This window comes from Enterobacter sp. EGD-HP1, from assembly GCF_000733275.2.
Lineage (GTDB): Bacteria > Pseudomonadota > Gammaproteobacteria > Enterobacterales > Enterobacteriaceae > Enterobacter.
The window spans coordinates 260,240-273,709 of the sequence record NZ_AVOP01000001.1 but is presented as its reverse complement, the minus strand read 5'-3'; the positions used below and the strand labels follow the sequence as shown (position 1 = coordinate 273,709).

Sequence of the window (13,470 nt, the reverse complement as noted above, 5' to 3'; positions counted from 1 at the left end):
GCATGAAACCAATTAAACGCCTTTTCCTGTCCAGTGACCCGGTCCACATGGTGGACTGTAATATCGTGCTTGAGCAAAACGCCTGCGGGCGTGGATTCATCACGGCCAGCACTGAAATGGATTACACCGGCAAATTGGTTCGGGTCGATGTGGGTTATGACGGGCTGGTCCTGCGCTGGTTCACCGGTTATGTTGAGCGGTCGCAGCCTGCTGATAATGGCGCCTGCCGGTTGTTCGTGCGTGAGCTTGTCGGGGTGTTCGATAAGCTGTGGCCGTGTTCGTTCCAGCACCCAACGTTACGCCAGATCACTGACTGGTTAACGGAGCAAAGCGGGTTAACCGTCGCACCGCCTGCCGGTGCGGCTTATGCGGATAAACCTATCCCGCACTTTACCCACAGCGGAACCGGCTATCAGCTATTAGCCAGCCTGGGGCGGGCTTTCTCAATTAAAGATTATGTCTGGTATCAGTTGCCGGACGGGGCCGTTTTTACCGGCGCAGCAGAGCATAGCCTTTTTGCCGGTAAACCTGTGGAGATCCCACACGAATTTAGCCAGGCATCCGCAGCCGGTAATTCAATGGTTGTGCCGATGATCCAGAGCCTGCGCCCCGGTATTGAGGTCAACGGCCAGCGCTTAAGCCAGGTTCAGCTTAACAATGACGATATGACCATCACCTGGATGCCACGCAATAAGGCAACCGGCAAGCCACTGCAAAAATCACCGATTCAGCGCCAGATAGAAAGCGTCTACCCGGAACTGGCTTCCGGGCTGCATTTGCCAAAACTCGCCAGGGTTGAAGCGCCAAGCGAAGACGTTTCCGGGGGTAACATCGCGGACCCATTCCGGCCCCGTTACGCTGTGGATCTGCAACTGCTGGATGAAGACGGCAACGCGGCGGCCAACACGCCGGTTTATTCCGCCGTGCCGCTGCCGGTTCCAATGGCCGGGAGTGAATCGGGAATGTTTCAGTTTCCGCCGCCTGGCACGCTGGTTGAAATTGGTTTTGTGGAGGGCCGACAGGATAAGCCGTTTATTCGTCAGATCATGCCGCAGGGGCATAACCTGCCAGCGGTTAAGCCTGGCGAACAGCTACAGCAACAGCGCGATGGTGTATCGCAGCGCGTTACCGTCGCCGGTGACTGGGTGCGCCAGACCGACCAGACGATAAGCGAAATATCCATGACGCGGGAAGTGACCGCAGATGATGAAAAGCGAAAGCTGGTTGCCCGTGAAACAACAGTCCAGGCCACGGATAAAACAACCGTGCTGGGAACGGCCACACTTCTGGCCGGTGCGGTTATGCATGTAAGCGAGGGAGATTACAGCGTCGGCACGTCTGGCAACCTGACGGTGACCTGCAGCAAGGACAATTCTGTCAGTGTTGGCCAGAACGTAAAACGCGACGTCGGCGGCAAGCTGGAAGACAACATCCAGGGTAATGCCGACGTCACTATTGGCGGAGCGCTTAACGAGAAAATCGCAGGCATTAAAAAAAGCGTTGCCGCAGCGCAGCAGTTGATCGGGGCTTCCGTTAAGCTGGGCAGCGAAGAAACCAACGTCCTGACGTTGCTGACCGACACCCTGGACGTTGTCCGCGAACTGGCGCAGATATGTGCGACCCATACGCACCCCAACACGGGAGCCAGCGGGCAGGCATCGCAGTTCACCGGAACCGCCGAAAAAACCAACGCTTTGAAAGCAAAATACAGCCCCCTTATTGCCTGACAAACGCAGGCGAAAACCATCACGTCACCAGACGCCACAGAACGCCCCACAGCAAGCGCAGAACATAAGGCCGTCACCGTTCGGCCTTTTTTGCGTTCGTTTAACCACGCCCCGGAGACAGAGCGACAGAACGCAGACGGAAGCGGATCCGAGACGGAAACGGCGCTACACCGCACCCGCCTGCGGTATTTGGATCATAAAAATTTTGCAAAAGAATTTTTGCGCAAAGCAGCCAGCCAGCCCGCGCCGCTGCTGGGGTTCTGCGGTCTGCTGGCGTTTGCACACCGCGCAAGGATTTGCAGCGTTTTGCAAAAATTGCCGACCTGCCAACGCCTAACCGATTGGTTAACATGATGTTTTTAAAAGGATCGTTTTACTTTCCGCCACGATCAAATGTGAGCAGTGGTTGCCTGGTGTTTTTGAACGGTAACGAGGCAAAGCCTTACACGGCGGGGCTGGCATCTTGATCAAGTATCTTTTGACTTTGCAAAAATTTGCTTAACTCAGAAAAAAGGGACGTATGGATTGTGCTGCCAAATTATGGGTTATGAGTGGTAAGAAAGGAGGAGGGCGGATGTAAAATCATTATACGTGGACACAATGTGGACCATGAGGATAATAAATGCAATAAATACAGTTAGTTGAGTAAATAAAAAAGGCGACCGAAGTCGCCTTTTTGGATCAAACACTCATCTCAACTTATTTGGAGATGTGAGCGATCAGGTCCAGTACTTTATTAGAGTAGCCGGTTTCGTTGTCGTACCAGGATACCAGTTTCACGAAGTTGTCGTTCAGTGCGATACCAGCTTTAGCATCGAACACGGAAGTGCACACTTCGCCGTTGAAATCGGTAGATACAACGTCGTCTTCGGTGTAGCCCAGAACGCCTTTCATTGCGCCTTCGGAAGCAGCTTTGATTGCTTTCTTAATTTCTTCATAAGAAGCAGCTTTTTCCAGACGAACGGTCAGGTCAACAACGGATACGTTAGGCGTTGGAACGCGGAACGCCATACCAGTCAGTTTGCCATTCAGTTCTGGCAGTACTTTACCTACAGCTTTAGCAGCACCGGTAGAGGATGGGATGATGTTCTGAGCCGCGCCACGGCCGCCGCGCCAGTCTTTGTGAGACGGGCCATCAACGGTTTTCTGAGTAGCGGTGGTCGCGTGAACGGTAGTCATCAGACCTTCGATGATGCCGAAGTTGTCGTTGATAACTTTAGCCAGCGGTGCCAGGCAGTTGGTGGTGCAGGATGCGTTAGACACGATATCCTGGCCAGCGTAAGTTTCGAAGTTTGCACCACGAACGAACATTGGGGTGTTGTCTTTGGAAGGACCAGTCAGAACAACTTTCTTCGCACCCGCAGTGATGTGTTTACGTGCAGTTTCGTCGGTCAGGAAGATACCGGTTGCTTCAGCAACAACGTCAACACCGATTTCGTTCCATTTCAGGTTAGCTGGGTCTTTTTCAGCAGTAACGCGGATGGTTTTGCCATTAACAACCAGGTGGCCGTCTTTCACTTCAACGGTGCCGTCGAAACGACCGTGAGTTGAGTCGTACTTCAGCATGTACGCCATGTATTCAGCGTCCAGGAGATCGTTGATACCAACGATTTCGATGTCAGAACGTTTCTGAGCAGCACGGAAAACAATACGGCCGATACGGCCAAAACCGTTGATACCTACTTTGATAGTCATATATTCCACCAGCTATTTGTTAGTGAATAAAAGGTTGCCTGTAAAATTACAAAAACCTTACGCAGCGTCAAGCGGAATCGTGTCAATCATTGCGACAAATCAATCCTGTGACTAACGTTTGTGCGACTGACTCGCCTCACTTTCCCTTTGAGCTTGCAACCACATGGGGGCTGCGCCCGGGATTTTAAAGTCCTCGCAGGATAAAAATGTGAGAATGATCACAATTGCCTGACCGCCTTTTCGCGACACATAAGTTTAGATCAAAAGTGCACGCAAGGGTGTTAATGTTTTGTTAGAATGCGGGGTAAAAGATGTCTGTTTCTACAGCGAGATGTAAGCATATGTCGAACCAACGTAACCCTGACGATTTGAAAAAAAACCTCACAGAAATGCAGTTTTACGTGACGCAAAATCACGGGACGGAACCGCCGTTCACCGGGCGTTTACTGCACAACAAGCGAGACGGCGTCTACCACTGTCTGGTCTGTGATGCCCCTCTGTTCAATTCACAAACGAAATTTGATTCGGGCTGCGGCTGGCCGAGCTTTTACGAGCCGGTGAGCGATGAGGCCATCCGCTACCTGACCGACTCGTCGCACGGCATGGTGCGCAGGGAAATTCGCTGCGGCAACTGCGATGCGCACCTTGGGCATGTCTTCCCGGATGGCCCTCAGCCTACGGGTGAGCGTTTCTGCGTGAATTCAGCCTCAATGAGCTTCACTGACGACGAAAACGGCGACCAGATTAAGGGTTGAAAAAACGATTCAGCAAATTATTCCTTTGAAAGGGCGGGATTGTGAATATTGAAGACATGATTAGCGGTATGACACCGGAGATTTATCAGCGTCTGGTGACCGCCGTAGAGCTGGGAAAATGGCCCGATGGCGTCGCGTTGACCCCGGAGCAAAAAGAGAACAGCCTGCAGCTGGTGATGCTGTGGCAGGCGCGCAATAACACCGACGCGCAGCACATGACCATCGACACTAAAGGCCAGATGGTCATGAAGAGCAAGCGCGAGTTGAAAGAAGACTTCGGCATCACGCCGAAGCCGATTGCGACTTTCAAATAATGCTTTCCCTGTAGGCCGGGTAAGCGTTAGCGCCACCCGGCACGCTACACCTTAGTGTGGGATCCCGAGCGACGCCGCCAGCTGCTTCGCTAACTGATTGTTGTCATCAGCCCCATACTCCCAGAACATCGCCCCGGCGAGACCTTTCTCTTTGATGTAGTCCGCTTTGATGGCAACGGAACGCGGGTTCTCATACGAAATCGCAAACAGCGCGTTGCCATCTGCACCCTTCACCGAGAGCCACGGCACTTTCGCCTGGTCGTCCCAGTGCTCGGTAAAGCGCTTCTGCGGATCGTTCAACAGCTTCTTCACGATATCGTTGTACTTCACGTAGGTATCTTTGGTCAGGTCATAGCCGAGTGACTTGAACAACCCGATCTCCTGAGGCCCGAAGTAGGGCTGGGTAACCGGATTTTTTTGCGCATCCGGTTTCGTCCAGTCAATGCCCGGCTCCACGGCACGTTTCGGCACGCGGCCATAGAAACCAATCCCGAGGTTCATCTGCTGCGGCTTCAGCCCGGCGGCCAGATAGTTGTTCACCACAAAATCCACGCTGTATTTGTCCGCAGCGGCCACCGTCGGCCAGGCGCTGGAGTCATACAGGTTGGCATTGAAGTACTGCGTGCCGTACGCCATGTCGTAGGTCATCAGGTTGATGTAGTCGAGCAGGGGCGCGATGGCTTTGATATCCACCCAGCTTTTTGGACTTTCCGCATTCGCGCCTACCGCAATGGTCACCAGCTTTTTATGCCCGAACGCGTCGCGCATCTCTTTCAGCAGGGCGGTAAAGTTATCCCGGTCGGCGGGCTGGCTTGCGACCAGCCCCCAGGCGCCGTTGACCGGATACTCCCAGTCGAGATCGATCCCGTCCAGACCGTATTTGTCGACTATCTCCTGCGCGGAGCGGATAAACACCGCGCGCGTCTCTTTGGTTGCCGCTGCGCCAGAGAAGCCACGCGCGCCCCAGCCGCCAACGGAAAGCAGCACTTTGAGGTTTGGGTTTTGTTTACGCAGGGTCGGGATGAGGGCCAGATCGGCGGCGACTTTTGGCGATAGCCAGATCTGATGCAGTTTCGCCGGATCTTTTAGCGCAGCGTTGGTTTCGTCTTTTTCGTCGTTATAGACCAGACCAAACGAGTAGTTCAGGTGGGTGATCTGGCGAACGTCCAGTTTATTGATATCGCCACCCGGTCCGGCGGTGACATCGCCACCCCCGTTAAAGTAGCCCACGGACATCAGGGTACTGGCGGAGGCAACTGACGCGCAAAGCAGGGGTAATGCTGCCAGCAAGGGCAAACGTTTCATACAAGTTCCTCTTTGACTTAATAAAATTAACCACGCCACGGAAAAGGCGTGGCGAAAAAACAGCCTAAAGAGAATAGCATTGCCGCTTCGCTGAGGATGCGAGGGAGTTCACTTTATGGGAGAACGGAGTGGGTTGTTTTGCTGGGTGGCGGCTGCGCCTTACCCGGCCTACGGGGAAAGGTAGGCCGGGTAAGCGTAAGCGCCACCCGGCTAAAAAGGCTTACGCCTGCGTCTCCAGCCAGTCTTCAAGCGTATACAGCGTCGCGCCTTCCGCAGCCATATCCATAAACGCCTGAGCGCTGTCCTGCGGGTGAATGTTCACCCCGCGGCAGCCGTCGGTGATGACGCTGACGGTATAACCTAACTGGAGCGCGTCCAGCACGGTAAACTTCACGCAGTAGTCCGTCGCCAGGCCCAGCACGATCAGCTCCGTGATTTCGTGATGACGTAACCACGCGTCCAGCGCCGTTTTCTGGCGATGCCCGTTATCAAAAAACGCGCTATAGCTGTCGATAGCCGGGTTTTCACCTTTATGGAACACCGCGTCGATGGCTTTCTGATTCAGGAGCGGATGCAGCGCCGCGCCTTCCGTCTGCTGTACGCAGTGATCCGGCCAGAAGGTTTGCGCCAGTCCGTCGAGCTCCCCCTGAGTGAAGGGCTCGACGTCGTGCTGGCTGGCAAAGCTGCCGTGGTTCGCCGGGTGCCAGTCCTGGCTTGCGACGACCGCTTCGCCGCGGGCTTTGCACCACTCAATCAGGGTGTTTGCCACGTCAACGGTGCTGTCACCTTCGGCGACGGCCAGCGCACCGCCCGCGCAGAAATCATTTTGCAAATCGACCAGTAGCAGGGCGCGTTGCTTCATGGGCACTCCTTATTCGTCCGGGGTCAGCTCGCCGCGCAGGTTTTGCATCATCGCGCTGCGAATGGACTGAATGTCCAGATCCTGACTCAGTAAATAGTGAAGTTTAGTCAGCGTTGCCTCAACGGTCATATCGAAGCCGCTGATAACCCCCGCATGCGCCAGCGCGTTGCCGGTGGCATAGCCGCCCATGTTGACCTTTCCGGACATACACTGGGTCAGGTTCACGACCACAATTCCGCGCTCGCTGGCTTCCTGAAGCTCTTTCAGGAATTCGCCGTTCTGCGGCGCGTTGCCGACGCCATAGGAGCGCAGAATCAGCGCTTTCACCGGCTGGCGCAGGAAGTTACGCACCACGTCGGCAGAGATACCCGGGTAGATAGTGACCACGCCAATCGGTTGCGGAGTAATCGGATGCACAATCAGCTCGCCGGCGGTGTTCGGCGCAGGCGGCGTGCCCAGACGACGGATATGAATCCCGGCCTCCAGCAGCGGCTGCAGGTTAGGGGAGGCGAAGGCGTCAAAACCGTCGGCATGGGCTTTGGTGGTGCGGTTGCCGCGATACAGACGGTTGTTGAAGAACAGCGACACTTCGTTAATCGGGTAATTCGCCGCCACGTACAGGGAGTTCAGCAGGTTGATCTGCCCGTCCGAGCGCAGCTCCGCCAGCGGGATTTGCGACCCGGTGACGATAACCGGCTTGCTCAGGTTCTCCAGCATGAAGGAGAGCGCCGAGGCGGTAAACGCCATGGTGTCGGTGCCGTGCAGGATCACGAAGCCGTCGTACTGGTCGTAATGGGCTTTAATGTCATCCGCGATGTGCTGCCAGTCTTCCGGCGTCATGTCGGAGGAGTCCATCAGCGGCTCGTATTCGTGGATGGTGAAGTCAGGCATTTCCGGACGGTGGAATTCTGGCATCAGCGCAAGCTGACGCTGCAGGTGGCCGGAGACAGGGATATAGCCGTTTTCAGAGCGCTGCATACCGATGGTACCGCCAGTGTAGGCTACATAAATCGATTTCTTCTGCATGGTAGTGAGTTCTTGTTCTTCAAAAGAAAAAAATCCCCTCTTCGCGGGAAGAGGGGACGGTTTTTAACGGACGTTAGCGCAGGTCAGGCAAAACGCGTAACGACTCTGTGGATCGTTAAAGGCCGCGAGCTTATCGCTTTCCGCCTTCATCGCTTTCGCTGCCGTGGCGACCGGCGCAGGCAGGTAAGCCTGCATCGCCTCCGGCAACATGGCGCGTACCGAGCCGGACATGCTGTCCATGACCATATCGAAGAACGACGGCTCGTCCTGATAATACTCGATATGCCACTGCTTGAGTTTCGCCAGCTCGGCGGCTTTCTTCACCGCGTCATCGAAGTCGCCCAGACTGTCGACCAGACCGTTGCTCTTCGCATCCTGGCCGGTCCAGACGTGGCCCTGCGCGATCTGGTCGATCTGCTCAGGCGTCTTTTTACGCGAGTCCGCTACCAGGGTGATAAAGCGTTTATAGCCGTTCTCAATGCTGAGCTGCATCATCTCAGAGACTTCCGGCGGCAGGGATTTGGTCACCGACACATCCGCCAGCGGAGAGGTGGCCACGCCATCGGTATGCACGCCCAGAGAATCCAGGCTGTTCTCCACGGTGTTGATCACCCCGAAGATGCCAATCGAGCCGGTCAGCGTGCTTGGGTTAGCCACAATGTAGTTGGCTGGCGTTGAGATCCAGTAACCCCCGGAGGCGGCCATTCCGCCCATGGAGACGACGACCGGCTTGCCGGCGGCGCGCGCCGCGGCCAGTTCAGCGCGGATCACTTCAGAAGCGCTCACGCTGCCGCCAGGGCTGTTCACCCGAAGGACAATCGCTTTCACTTTCGGATCCAGGCGAGCATCGCGGATTTGTGACGCGGTAGTATCGCCGCCCACGTTCCCCGGCGTCTCCTGGCCGTCCATGATGGCGCCGTTGGCAAACACCACCGCGACGCTGTCACCGCTGTCATCCGGCTTTTTCGTCGAGTAATCATACATGCTGATGGCGCTGTAATTTTTGTCCTCTTTGCTCCAGCCAAACTGTTTGCTCAGCGATTTTTCAATCTCGGCGCTGGTGCCCAGGGCATCCACCAGTTTGTTATCCAGCGCATATTTCGCGGTATCACCGTCAACCTTACGCAGGCCTTCCAGCACGCCCTGCGCGCCGGGGAACGCCTGCTCAGGCGTAATCTGGCGGTTAGCGGCAACGGTGCCCAGATAGTTCTGCCACAGCTCGCCAATCCAGCGGCTGTCCGCTTCACGGGCGGCAGGGGACATATCGTCGCGGATAAACGGCTCCACGGCGGATTTGTACGTGCCGACGCGGAAGACGTGGGTGGTGACCTTCAGCTTGTCGAGCAGCGATTTGTAGTACAGGCCGTTGGTGGCAAAGCCGTGCAGATCGACCGTGCCCTGCGGGGAGAGCCAGATTTTATTGGCGAAGCTCGCCAGATAATATTGCCCCTGGCTGTAGCTGTCGCCCACGGCAATTACCGGCTTGCCGCTGTCGCGGAATTCGCGCAGCGCTTTACCGATGTACTGCATGGAAGGCTGATCGCCGCCGGCAAAATCTTTCAGATCCAGCACGATCCCGGTGATGTTCCGGTCGTCTTTGGCCTGGCGGATGGTATCGACGATATCGAACAGGGAGTTTTCCTGCAGACGATCTGAGGTTGCGCCAAACAGCTGGCGACCAATCACGCTCAGGCGACTGCTGGTGGACGGCTTATCAACGATAACGCCGGTGATATCGAGTAATAGCGCGCCGCGCGTTGAATGCTGCGCCTGATTCGCATTGCTGATATGCATCCAGATGCCCGCGCAAACCAGAACCAGGAAGATGAAGAAGATGTTCATCACCAGGTTGCGGACGAAGTTGAGCAGTCTCCACGTCCATTTAAAGAAACCGGCAATGATTCGCCAAAGGGTTCGCATGTATTCTCCCTAACCAGAAAATGACTGTTTCCGTCGCCACTGGACGGTAATGTTGGGTTATCGTAATGACCCAACCGCCACTTGTCAGCAGGAATCGCCTGCCAGGCTGTAACAAAATCTGCCGTCGTGTTAATTTTGTGAGTAAATTTCAAGAAAGGAGTTAACCAATGGACGCACTCGAACTGCTTGTTAACCGCCGTAGCGCTTCCCGTCTGGCCGAACCTGCCCCGGCAGGCGAGCAGCTGGAGAACATTCTGCGTGCCGGCATGCGTGTCCCCGATCATGGTACGCTGCAGCCGTGGCACTTCTTTGTAATTGAAGGCGAAGGCCGCGATCGTTTCAGCCAGCTGCTGGAGAAGGGCGCGGTTGCCGCCGGGCAGGATGAGAAAGGTATCGACAAGGCGCGTAATGCCCCGTTCCGCGCCCCGATGATCGTCACCGTTGTGGCGAAATGCCAGGCTGACCATAAGGTGCCGGTCTGGGAACAGGAGATGTCCGCAGGCTGTGCGGTGATGGCGATGCAAATGGCCGCCGTCGCGCAGGGGTTTAACGGTATCTGGCGCACCGGTGCGCTGACCGAAAGCCCGGCGGTTCGTGACGGTTTTGGCTGCGGCGAGCATGACAAAATCGTCGGTTTCCTCTACCTCGGTACCCCGCAGCTTAAAGCCTCCAGCACCATCAGCGTGCCGGACACCACGCCTTTCGTCAGCCGTTTCTGATAACCCGCGCTAAACTGTCTGGATTCTGAGCATCTGCCGCAGAATTCAGACAGTCATACTTACCTCTTTATGGAATGAGCGCTACCATAGCGCGATTGAGATGACAGGAGACGTCCATGAGCGAGCAAACCATTCGTTTAACGCAGTACAGCCACGGAGCCGGTTGCGGTTGTAAAATTTCCCCGAAAGTGCTGGAGACCATCCTGCACAGTGAACAGGTGAAGTTTGTCGACCCGAACCTGCTTGTCGGCAACGAAACGCGTGACGATGCTGCAGTTTATGACTTAGGTAACGGCACCAGCATTATCAGCACCACTGACTTCTTTATGCCGATTGTCGACAACCCGTTCGACTTCGGTCGCATTGCCGCGACGAACGCCATCAGCGATATCTTCGCGATGGGCGGTAAGCCGATCATGGCGATTGCCATTCTGGGCTGGCCGATCAACACCATCCCGCCGGAAGTAGCCCGTGAAGTGATTGATGGCGGTCGTTTTGCCTGCCAGCAGGCGGGAATTGCCCTGGCCGGCGGTCACTCTATTGATGCGCCCGAACCGATCTTCGGCCTGGCCGTCACCGGCGTAGTGCCGACCGAACGCGTGAAGCGCAACAGCACCGCGCAGGCGGGCTGCAAACTGTTCCTCACCAAGCCGCTGGGCATTGGCGTGCTGACGACCGCCGAGAAAAAATCCCTGCTGAAACCGGAGCACAAAGGTCTGGCAACGGAAGTGATGTGCCAGATGAACCTCGCCGGTGCGGCATTCGCCAATATCGACGGCGTGAAGGCGATGACCGACGTCACCGGTTTTGGTCTGCTGGGGCACCTCTCTGAAGTGTGTCAGGGCGCGGGCGTACAGGCGCAGGTCTGGTATCAGGACGTGCCGAAGCTGCCGGGCGTGGAGGAGTATATTGCTCAGGGCGCGGTCCCGGGCGGTACCCAGCGCAACTTCGCCAGCTACGGTCACCTGATGGGCGAAATGCCTGAGGAGTGGCGCAACCTGCTGTGCGATCCGCAAACTTCCGGCGGCCTGCTGCTGGCGGTCACGCCGGAGTCCGAAGCCGAGGTTCAGGCGACCGCCGCCGAGTTTGGTATTACCCTGACGGCAATCGGCGAGCTGGTGACCGCGCGCGGTGGCCGACCGATGATTGAGATCCGTTAATTCGATGCGGTTGTTTATTGCCGAAAAGCCGAGCCTGGCCCGTGCCATTGCCGACGTGCTGCCTAAACCGCATCGCAAAGGCGACGGCTTTATCGAATGCGGTAACGGGCAGGTGGTCACCTGGTGTATCGGTCACCTGCTTGAGCAGGCGCAGCCGGACGTCTACGACAGCCGTTACGCCCGCTGGAATTTAAACGATCTGCCCATCGTGCCGGAAAAATGGCGCCTGCAGCCCCGGCCTTCGGTCACCAAACAGCTCAACGTGATCAAGCGCTTCCTGCATGAAGCCGCTGAAATCGTGCACGCGGGTGACCCGGACAGGGAGGGGCAGCTGCTGGTGGATGAGGTGCTGGACTATCTTGAGCTGGCGCCGGAAAAGCGTCAGCAGGTGCAGCGCTGCCTGATTAACGACCTCAACCCGCAGGCCGTCGAGCGGGCAATCTCGCGCCTGCGCGCCAACAGCGAATTTATTCCGCTGTGCGTTTCCGCACTGGCGCGAGCGCGTGCGGACTGGCTGTACGGCATCAATATGACCCGCGCGTATACCATCCTCGGGCGCAACGCGGGCTATCAGGGCGTACTCTCCGTGGGTCGCGTGCAGACGCCGGTGCTGGGGCTGGTGGTGCGTCGCGACGAAGAGATCGAAAATTTCGTCGCCAAAGATTTCTTCGAAGTCAAAGCGCATATCGTCACGCCGAAAGACGAACGCTTTACCGCCGTCTGGCAGCCGAGCGACGCCTGCGAATCGTACCAGGATGAAGAGGGGCGCCTGCTCCATCGTCCGCTGGCTGAGCATGTGGTTAACCGCATTACCGGTCAGCCGGCTATCGTCACCAGCTATAACGATAAACGGGAATCAGAACCCGCGCCGCTGCCGTTTTCGCTGTCGGCCCTGCAGATTGAGGCCGCGAAGCGCTTTGGCCTCAGCGCGCAGAACGTGCTGGATATCTGCCAGAAGCTCTATGAAACCCATAAGCTCATCACCTACCCGCGTTCGGACAGCCGCTATCTGCCGGAAGAGCACTTTGCCGGACGCCATTCGGTGATGAACGCCATCAGCGTCCACGCGCCGGATCTGCTCCCGCAGCCGGCGGTGAATCCGGACACCCATAACCGCTGCTGGGACGACAAAAAAGTCGATGCCCACCACGCGATTATCCCGACGGCGCGCGCCAGCAGCGTCAACCTGACGGATAACGAAGCGAAGGTCTATAACCTGATCGCCCGTCAGTACCTGATGCAGTTCTGCCCGGACGCGGTATTCCGCAAGTGCGTGATTGAGCTTGAGATTGCCAAAGGTAAGTTTGTCGCCAAAGCGCGTTTCCTTGCGGAAGCGGGCTGGCGCACGCTGCTCGGCAACAAAGAGCGCGACGAAGAGAACGACGGCACGCCGCTGCTGGTGGTCGCCAAAGATGACGAACTGCTGTGCGAGAAGGGCGAAGTGGTTGAACGTCAGACTCAGCCCCCGCGCCATTTCACCGATGCGACGCTGCTGTCGGCGATGACCGGTATCGCCCGGTTTGTGCAGGATAAAGATCTGAAGAAGATCCTGCGCGCCACCGACGGTCTCGGTACGGAAGCAACCCGTGCGGGGATCATCGAGCTGCTCTTTAAGCGCGGCTTCCTGGAGAAAAAGGGACGCTACATCCACTCGACGGAGCCTGGCCGGGCGCTAATCCACTCTCTGCCGGAGCTGGCCGCCAGGCCGGACATGACCGCGCACTGGGAATCGGTGCTGACGCAGATCAGCGAGAAGCAGTGTCGCTATCAGGACTTTATGCAGCCGCTGGTGGGGACGCTTTACCAGCTGATCGATCAGGCGCGCAGCACGCCGGTGAAAACGTTCCGAGGGATGGTTGCACCCGGTGGCGGCGCGAAGAAACCGTTCAAGAAGAAAAAGAGCGCGGCAGCCTCATAACCCGTAGGCCGGGTAAGGCGCAGCCGCCACCCGGCGAAAGCAGCTCTGCGGCCTGAAAAAAGCCCGGTG

At 56.8% G+C, this 13,470-nt stretch carries 11 protein-coding genes; 6 read left to right on the top strand and 5 right to left on the bottom strand.

Features of this window, described 5'->3' with window-relative positions:
- Window positions 1-2 precede the first annotated feature (2 nt).
- Complete coding sequence (locus tag N037_RS01310) at window positions 3-1,727, top strand: hypothetical protein (protein WP_032638391.1); 1,725 nt, start codon at window positions 3-5, stop codon at window positions 1,725-1,727.
- A 699-nt stretch (window positions 1,728-2,426) separates the two neighbouring features.
- On the opposite strand, the gene gapA is transcribed toward N037_RS01310, so the two are convergent.
- Entirely contained in the window at window positions 2,427-3,422 is a 996-nt protein-coding gene (gapA, locus tag N037_RS01305) for a glyceraldehyde-3-phosphate dehydrogenase (protein ID WP_014831506.1), read from the bottom strand.
- A gap of 341 nt (window positions 3,423-3,763) precedes the next feature.
- Here gapA and msrB point away from each other — a divergent pair, with 341 nt between their 5' ends.
- Window positions 3,764-4,177: a peptide-methionine (R)-S-oxide reductase MsrB gene (gene msrB / locus N037_RS01300; RefSeq protein ID WP_032638390.1), complete on the top strand. Its 414-nt coding sequence runs from the start codon at window positions 3,764-3,766 to the stop codon at window positions 4,175-4,177.
- Window positions 4,178-4,218: 41 nt separating this feature from the next.
- Window positions 4,219-4,491, top strand: coding sequence for a YeaC family protein (locus N037_RS01295; protein WP_023335333.1), 273 nt, complete (start codon window positions 4,219-4,221; stop codon window positions 4,489-4,491).
- A gap of 51 nt (window positions 4,492-4,542) precedes the next feature.
- Here N037_RS01295 and N037_RS01290 read toward each other — a convergent pair whose 3' ends face one another.
- The 4 genes from N037_RS01290 to sppA form a co-directional block, all read right to left on the bottom strand.
- Window positions 4,543-5,796 (bottom strand): glycoside hydrolase family 18 protein, encoded by a 1,254-nt coding sequence (locus tag N037_RS01290; protein WP_032638388.1) that lies wholly within the window; start codon window positions 5,794-5,796, stop codon window positions 4,543-4,545.
- A 220-nt stretch (window positions 5,797-6,016) separates the two neighbouring features.
- Entirely contained in the window at window positions 6,017-6,658 is a 642-nt protein-coding gene (gene pncA / locus N037_RS01285; RefSeq protein WP_032638386.1) for a bifunctional nicotinamidase/pyrazinamidase, read from the bottom strand.
- 9 nt (window positions 6,659-6,667) lie between these two features.
- The gene (gene ansA, locus N037_RS01280; RefSeq protein ID WP_008500705.1) at window positions 6,668-7,684 is read right to left on the bottom strand and encodes an asparaginase; all 1,017 of its coding nucleotides are present in this window, start codon (window positions 7,682-7,684) and stop codon (window positions 6,668-6,670) included.
- A 63-nt stretch (window positions 7,685-7,747) separates the two neighbouring features.
- On the bottom strand, window positions 7,748-9,604 hold the full coding sequence (sppA, locus tag N037_RS01275; RefSeq protein ID WP_023335336.1) for a signal peptide peptidase SppA: 1,857 nt from the start codon (window positions 9,602-9,604) through the stop codon (window positions 7,748-7,750).
- 167 nt (window positions 9,605-9,771) lie between these two features.
- Between sppA and N037_RS01270 the strand changes: the two genes are divergently transcribed.
- The 3 genes from N037_RS01270 to N037_RS01260 all read left to right on the top strand — a co-directional run bounded on the left by N037_RS01270 (window position 9,772) and on the right by N037_RS01260 (window position 13,401).
- Window positions 9,772-10,323, top strand: a complete 552-nt coding sequence (locus N037_RS01270) for an NAD(P)H nitroreductase (protein ID WP_032638385.1) — start codon at window positions 9,772-9,774, stop codon at window positions 10,321-10,323.
- Window positions 10,324-10,439: 116 nt separating this feature from the next.
- Window positions 10,440-11,483, top strand: a complete 1,044-nt coding sequence (gene selD, locus N037_RS01265) for a selenide, water dikinase SelD (RefSeq protein WP_032638383.1) — start codon at window positions 10,440-10,442, stop codon at window positions 11,481-11,483.
- A gap of 4 nt (window positions 11,484-11,487) precedes the next feature.
- Complete coding sequence (locus N037_RS01260) at window positions 11,488-13,401, top strand: DNA topoisomerase III (protein WP_032638381.1); 1,914 nt, start codon at window positions 11,488-11,490, stop codon at window positions 13,399-13,401.
- The last annotated feature ends 69 nt before the right edge of the window (window positions 13,402-13,470 follow it).

Excerpts from the sequence above, each read along its gene's own strand:
- N037_RS01310 (WP_032638391.1), top strand. The coding sequence starts at position 3 with ATGAAACCAATTAAACGCCTTTTCCTGTCCAGTGACCCGGTCCACATG.
- gapA (WP_014831506.1), bottom strand. The coding sequence starts at position 3,422 with ATGACTATCAAAGTAGGTATCAACGGTTTTGGCCGTATCGGCCGTATT.
- msrB (WP_032638390.1), top strand. The coding sequence starts at position 3,764 with ATGTCGAACCAACGTAACCCTGACGATTTGAAAAAAAACCTCACAGAA.
- N037_RS01290 (WP_032638388.1), bottom strand. The coding sequence starts at position 5,796 with ATGAAACGTTTGCCCTTGCTGGCAGCATTACCCCTGCTTTGCGCGTCA.
- pncA (WP_032638386.1), bottom strand. The coding sequence starts at position 6,658 with ATGAAGCAACGCGCCCTGCTACTGGTCGATTTGCAAAATGATTTCTGC.
- ansA (WP_008500705.1), bottom strand. The coding sequence starts at position 7,684 with ATGCAGAAGAAATCGATTTATGTAGCCTACACTGGCGGTACCATCGGT.
- sppA (WP_023335336.1), bottom strand. The coding sequence starts at position 9,604 with ATGCGAACCCTTTGGCGAATCATTGCCGGTTTCTTTAAATGGACGTGG.
- N037_RS01270 (WP_032638385.1), top strand. The coding sequence starts at position 9,772 with ATGGACGCACTCGAACTGCTTGTTAACCGCCGTAGCGCTTCCCGTCTG.
- selD (WP_032638383.1), top strand. The coding sequence starts at position 10,440 with ATGAGCGAGCAAACCATTCGTTTAACGCAGTACAGCCACGGAGCCGGT.
- N037_RS01260 (WP_032638381.1), top strand. The coding sequence starts at position 11,488 with ATGCGGTTGTTTATTGCCGAAAAGCCGAGCCTGGCCCGTGCCATTGCC.